This is a genomic window from Aeromonas sp. HMWF015, from assembly GCF_963878965.1.
GTDB lineage: Bacteria > Pseudomonadota > Gammaproteobacteria > Enterobacterales > Aeromonadaceae > Aeromonas > Aeromonas veronii.
This window is the reverse complement of record NZ_CAWNZT010000342.1, coordinates 1-5,996: the sequence shown is the minus strand read 5'-3', so window position 1 is coordinate 5,996 and position 5,996 is coordinate 1. Positions and strand designations below refer to the sequence as shown.

General features: G+C 58.6%; 6 protein-coding genes and 1 pseudogene. All 7 read right to left on the bottom strand.

All coding sequences use genetic code 11. From position 1 onward, the window contains the following. Positions 1-459 (bottom strand): annotated as a pseudogene (locus tag AACS18_RS23595) (PfkB family carbohydrate kinase); the annotation flags it as partial. A 108-nt stretch (positions 460-567) separates the two neighbouring features. Continuing rightward, entirely contained in the window at positions 568-1,443 is an 876-nt protein-coding gene (gene rbsB / locus AACS18_RS17235) for a ribose ABC transporter substrate-binding protein RbsB (RefSeq protein WP_005360585.1), read from the bottom strand. A 30-nt stretch (positions 1,444-1,473) separates the two neighbouring features. After that, positions 1,474-2,442 carry a ribose ABC transporter permease gene (rbsC, locus tag AACS18_RS17230; RefSeq protein ID WP_005336670.1) on the bottom strand — a complete coding sequence of 323 codons (969 nt, stop codon included), beginning with the start codon at positions 2,440-2,442 and terminating at the stop codon, positions 1,474-1,476. Next, positions 2,439-3,968: a ribose ABC transporter ATP-binding protein RbsA gene (gene rbsA, locus AACS18_RS17225; RefSeq protein WP_108612831.1), complete on the bottom strand. Its 1,530-nt coding sequence runs from the start codon at positions 3,966-3,968 to the stop codon at positions 2,439-2,441. Before rbsA ends, rbsC begins: the two co-directional genes overlap by 4 nt. Before the next feature lie 36 nt (positions 3,969-4,004). After that, positions 4,005-4,424, bottom strand: a complete 420-nt coding sequence (gene rbsD / locus AACS18_RS17220; protein ID WP_108612830.1) for a D-ribose pyranase — start codon at positions 4,422-4,424, stop codon at positions 4,005-4,007. Between the two features lie 233 nt (positions 4,425-4,657). Beyond that, complete coding sequence (locus AACS18_RS17215) at positions 4,658-5,275, bottom strand: glutathione S-transferase family protein (protein ID WP_108612829.1); 618 nt, start codon at positions 5,273-5,275, stop codon at positions 4,658-4,660. 465 nt (positions 5,276-5,740) lie between these two features. After that, positions 5,741-5,996, bottom strand: a 256-nt coding sequence (locus AACS18_RS17210) for a hypothetical protein (RefSeq protein ID WP_181363311.1), incomplete at its 5' end; no start/stop codon positions are given.

The following is a 5,996-nucleotide window of genomic DNA, read 5'->3' as shown; positions in this document are numbered from 1 at the left end:
AGCCAGCCGTGCAGCTTCATGGACGCTCTCGAGCGGCACTTCCAGCTGCAACAGCAGGGTGTGGGCGTCGGCGATCATCGCTTCGTGGTTTTTCACCACAGCCGGAGTGATGGCCCCGTTGGCTTCGGCGGAGATACCGATACTGTTCTCCCCCTCATCGCTCACATAGATGATGGCGATACCGGTCGGGAGCTTGGGATCGAGCTCGACGGCGCTGACGTCGATGCCATCTTTGGCAAAGCCGCTCTTCATCTGGTGGCCGATGGCGTCATCGCCGATACGGGCGATAAAGGAGACGGGGGCGCCGAGGCGGGCAGCTGCGACTGCCTGATTTGCCCCCTTGCCACCGGGCACCACCTGATAGCTGTGGCCGGTCAGGGTTTCACCCGGGCGAGGAAAGTGGGGAACGCGCAGCACATGGTCTGCATTGACACTGCCCAGAACGACGAGACGATTCATGTTGACTACTCCTGATGCATCTTGGCTTGAACACTGTGATGGAGTGAGCCCAAGCCGGGAGGCACCTGAACGAGAGGGAAAAGGGGAGGCGAACCTCCCCTCGAACACTTACTTGCTGACCACTTGCAGCGGTACCGGAATGGATTTCTCGACCGGCTGACCTTTCAGCACCTTGTCGGCAGTCTCGACGCCGATGGCACCGATCAGCGCAGGCTGCTGGGCCACGGTGGCGGCCAGTTTACCCTTGGCAACGGCGGCTTTGCCATCGTCAGTGCCGTCGAAGCCGACGATCATCACCTCTTTGCCGGCAGCTTGTACCGCGCGGATGGCACCCAGCGCCATCTCGTCGTTCTGGGCGAACACAGCCTGTACGGTCGGATGGGCCGCCAGCAGGTTTTCCATGACGTTCAGACCCTTGGTGCGGTCAAAGTCGGCAGGCTGGGAAGCCAGCACCTGCAGCTTGTTGGCCGCCACGGCCAGGGCAAAACCTTCGCCACGGTCACGGGCGGCGGAGGTACCGGCAATCCCTTCCAGCTGGATTACCTTGGCACCGGTACCCAGTTTCTCGGTGATAAAGTCACCGGCCAGCTTGCCGCCCGCCACGTTGTCGGAGGCAATGTGGGCCTTGACCTCACCCTGCGCAGCACCACGGTCCAGGGTCAGTACCGGGATGCTGGCGCGGTTGGCCAGACGAATGGCGTTGCCAACCGCTTCGGAGTCGGTGGGGTTGATCAGGATAGCGCCGACCTTGCGTACGGTGAGATCTTCCATGTTGGAGAGCTCTTTGGCCGGGTCATTCTGGGAATCCAGTACCACCAGCTCGTAGCCAAGCTCCTTGGCTTTGGCTTCGGCACCCTCTTTCATGGTGACGAAGAAGGGGTTGTTGAGGGTGGAGACCACCATGGCCAGGGTTTGATCGGCGGCCTGGGCGGTGCCCAGCACGGACATGATGGCGGCAGCGAGCAGGGTGTTAAGCTTTTTCATCATTTCATTCCTTGTGTGTGGCTTGTCTTATCAACGATTGCTTTTGTTATCGATCATCACGGCAAGCAAGATCACGCTGGCCTTGGCGATCATCTGGTAATAGGAGGATACGTCGAGCAGGTTGAGGGCGTTGTTCAGGAAGCCGATGATCAAGGCACCGATCAGGGTCCCCATGATGCGGCCCTTGCCGCCCATCAGGCTGGTACCACCCAGCACCACCGCGGCGATGGCATCCAGCTCGTAACCCATGCCCGCTGTCGGCTGGGCAGAGGAGAGACGAGAGGTAACGATAAGCCCTGCCAGTGCCGAGAGCGCGCCGCACAGACCATACACCGCCAGCTTCACCCGATCCACATTGATACCGGAGAGGCGGGTAGCCGATTCGTTGCCACCCAGCGCGTAGATGTAGCGACCGAGACGGGTGTGGTTGAGCATGAACCAGGCGAGCAGGAAGACGATGGCCATCAGCCAGATGGGCACCGGCAGACCGAACAGGTAACCGGTACCAAGCCAGGCAAAGTGATCGGCGCCGTCACTGAAACCGGTGGAGATGGGACGCCCCTCGGTATAGACCATGGTGATGCCGCGCAGAGCGGTCATGGTGACCAGGGTGGCGATAAACGCCTGTACCTTGCCCTTGGCAATGATGAGACCGCTGACGCCGCCCAGCAGGGCACCGGCACCCAGAGTGAGGGGCACCACCAGCCAGATCGGCAACTCCATGGCGACCATGGTGGCGGCCAGCGCACCGCACAGGGCGAGCACAGAGCCGACCGACAGATCGATCCCGGCGGTGAGGATAACCAGCGTCATACCGACCGCCATGATGGCGTTGACCGAGGTCTGGCGCAGGATGTTGAGCAGGTTGTCGGCGGTGAAGAAGTTGGGGCTCAGAAAGGAGACCACACCAATCAGGACCAGCAGCGCGACCAGGGATTTGTTCTCGATCCACCACGCCTTGCTCATAACGCCACGGCGGGAAAGGGTTTGGGTTGTCATTGGGATGCCTCTTGCTCTGCTTGCCACTGTTTACCGACTGCCGCCGCCATCAGCTTCTCCTGATTGGCATCGCGGGTGTTGAACTCTGCGCTGATGCGCCCTTCGTGCATCACCATGATGCGATCACTCATGCCGAGCACTTCCGGCATCTCGGAGGAGACCAGAATGATGCTCATCCCCTCCTTCTTGAACTGGTTGATCAGCTGATAGATCTCCTTCTTCGCCCCCACGTCGACGCCGCGGGTCGGCTCGTCGAGGATCAGCACCTTGGGCCGGGTCAGCAGCCCCTTGGCGATGGCCACCTTCTGCTGGTTGCCTCCGGAGAGCAGCTTGATCAGCTGATCCTGACTCGGGGTCTTGATGTTGAACAGGCGCACATAGTCGCTCACCGCCTGCCGCTCGGCCTTGCCGTCAATCTTGCCGTTGCTGATGAACTCGTCGAGGGCGCACAGACTCATGTTTTCGCGCACCGATAGCTCCAATACCAGCCCATCACCCTTGCGATCTTCAGAGATATAGGCGATGCCTGCGGCCAGACCATCCGCCGGGCTTTTGGGCACCAGAGCATGACCGTCAACTTGCACTTCACCGGTGCTGATGGGGCTGGCGCCATAGATAAGCTTCATCAGCTCGGTACGGCCGGAGCCCATCAGGCCGCTAAAGCCCAGAATTTCCCCCTGACGCAGGGAGAAACTCACCCCGCGCACGCCGGGACCAGCCAGATCCTTCACCTGCAGGCTGACGGGGCCGAGCTCGCGCTCAAGGCGCGGGTACTGCTCTTCCAGCCGCCGACCCACCATCATCTCGATGATCTTGTCTTCATCCAGATCGCTCACCGCCTTCTCGCCGATCCACTTGCCATCGCGCAGCACGGTGACCCGATCGCAGATCTCGAAGATCTCCTTGAGGCGGTGGGAGATATAGACGATGCCGCAACCTTGCTCACGCAGCTCGCGGATAACCTTGAACAGTTGCTCAGTCTCGGTATCGGTCAGCGCATCGGTGGGTTCATCCATGATGATGACGCTGGCATCGAACGACAGCGCCTTGGCAATCTCTACCATCTGCTGTTCGCCGATGGAGAGATCCCCGAGTCGGGTATCCGGCCCGTGTTTGACGCCAAGTCGCGCCAGGAGGGTGCTTGCCCGCTCGCGCAGCTGTTGGTGGTCGATGCTGCCAAAACGGGTACGGGGTTCGCGCCCGAGGAAGATGTTGGCGGCAATCGACAACTCCGGCAGCAGGTTCAGCTCCTGGTGGATGATGCTGATCCCCTGATCCTGAGAATCGCGCGGCCCCTTGAAGTGAACCGGTTGACCGCGGTAGCTGACGCTGCCCGCATCGGCCTGATAGATGCCGGTCAGCACCTTCATCAGGGTGGATTTGCCGGCGCCATTTTCACCGAGCAAGGCCATCACCTGGCCCGGATAGACCCGCAGACCCGCTTCGTCGAGGGCGCGCACACCGGGGAAGGTCTTGACGATCCCGGTCAGCTCCAGAATGGGTGAGAGGGGGGAGGTTGTGCTCATTTGCAGCTTCCTTGAAGAGGCCTTCTTTGAAGAATGTCAGAACGCCACACCGGCGCAGAGGATCAGGTTGGCGTAGGGAGTCACCTCGCCGCTGCGCACGATCGCCTTGCTCTGGCGGGAGCGGGTTTTGAACTCCTCGTGCAGGCAGTATTCGATGGCGATGGATTTGCCTTGAGCGGCTGCGTGGGCCTCAAGCTGATCGACCAGCGCCTGATGGGCGGCGGGGCTGATCTGCTTGATCTCGGTTGCCATGATCACCTTCTCAACCACCAGATCGGTGAGCAGGGCGCTCAGCACGGTTTCGAGGCTGGGGGTGCCCGCCATCAATGCCAGATCGATCCGCTCCGGCCCTGCCGGAATGGGCAAGCCTGCATCGCAGACGGTGATCTCGTCGGTGTGGCCCATCTGTGCCACCAGAGCACTCAGGGGAGCATTGAGCAGTACGCCTCGTTTCATACAGCACCTCATCAGGCCTTGGCCCGTCAATCTGTGAACCGTTAGGCAACCGGTTACGCAACCGGTTGCGTCATAGCGCAAAGATAGGCTTTTTAGGATGGAAGAGCCACGGCAAAACCACGGAAATGTGAAAACGATCTCAAAGGCGGGAGAAGAAGTGCAGGGGAGGAGGCAGGAAAGGTGTCAGCAGAGCCCTGACACCCTTGTTATTCATTGAGCTATTGATTTTATGGTTAGTTGGCCAGTGCCTTGGCGACCGCCGGACGGCTCAGCATGCGCTGATAATGCTCGGCAACCTTGGGGAATTCGCTGATCTCGACCCCATCGCTTTTCAGCCAGCCCGCGACCACGAACAGATAGATATCCGCCACGCTGAACTGCTCGCCCAGTACCCAGGGGCCTGCCAGATAGTGCTGCTCAATCTGGGCAAAACCATCGCGCATATTGCTGGCGACCTTCTGCTGCATGGCGACAATGGCCTGCTCGTCATCGGCCCAGCGGCTGCCACGGCGACCGTGGGCGTGGGAGACATGCACGGTGGAGGCGAGGAAGCTGTTGACCTCCTGCATGCGGGCCAGCAGGAACGGGTTGTCCAGCGGCGCCAGCTTGGCATCGGGGAAGCGCTGTGCCACATAGAGCAGCAGGGCCGGGGTCTCGGTCAGGGTGCCCTGCTCGGTGATCAGGGCAGGCACCCGCCCTTTGGGGTTGATGGCAAGATATGCAGGATCACGCTGTTCCCCTGCGGCGAGGTTGACGAGACGGGGTTGGAACGGGGCATTCGCTTCCAGCAGGGCAATCTGCACGGCCATGGCACAGGTGCCGGGAGCGAAATAGAGGGTCAGATCGGACATGAATACTCCTGATTGGCTCAGGCCACCCGCGATATCAGCGAAAAACGTGTTTTCCGTGATACCTCGAGCGGTCATGAAAAAAGAGAGGGGGCAACGATTGCCCCCCTCAACCAATCTACACCCCTAAGGGATGATGAAAAAGAGCAGAATTAATCCGCTTTGTTCGATTGGTTGCCTACACCATAAATCCCTTGGCCAAACTATGAACCTGCTGGTGCTGAGCTTGATGGGATCACTGACGATCGCGGTGGGGCTAGGGGCACAATGGTGCCCTGGCCTTGTCTTCGTTATTTATAGGGTGGAAATCATGAAGGCTAACGATGACGCTTCACGATCGCACTGGCTGTGTTCGGAATTTCGGAATACGGTTGGCTTTCTTTTTCAGTCCTTTCTTTATTTGATGCAAATCTGGAGTTTTTGAGAACTTAGAAAGGGCAATTACAATAATTGGCATGTGATTGATTATTAATTTACTGAATTTGACAATAAATAGACGGTTATTAATAAAGTAATAACCCCGCAAGTGTTCTTGGTTATTTGGTATAGCGGCTCTCCTTTTTTCACTCTTTCCCATTCAGTTTTGAATGTTAAGTGTGCTAATCTTTCCACTTCATTTGCAGCATCAGATAAATTAGAAAAAGCATTAGGGCTTATACTTGATTCTTCCAATGCATCTAATGCAGCGAATAATTTGCTGTCTTTTTCTGGGTTTATACTTAGT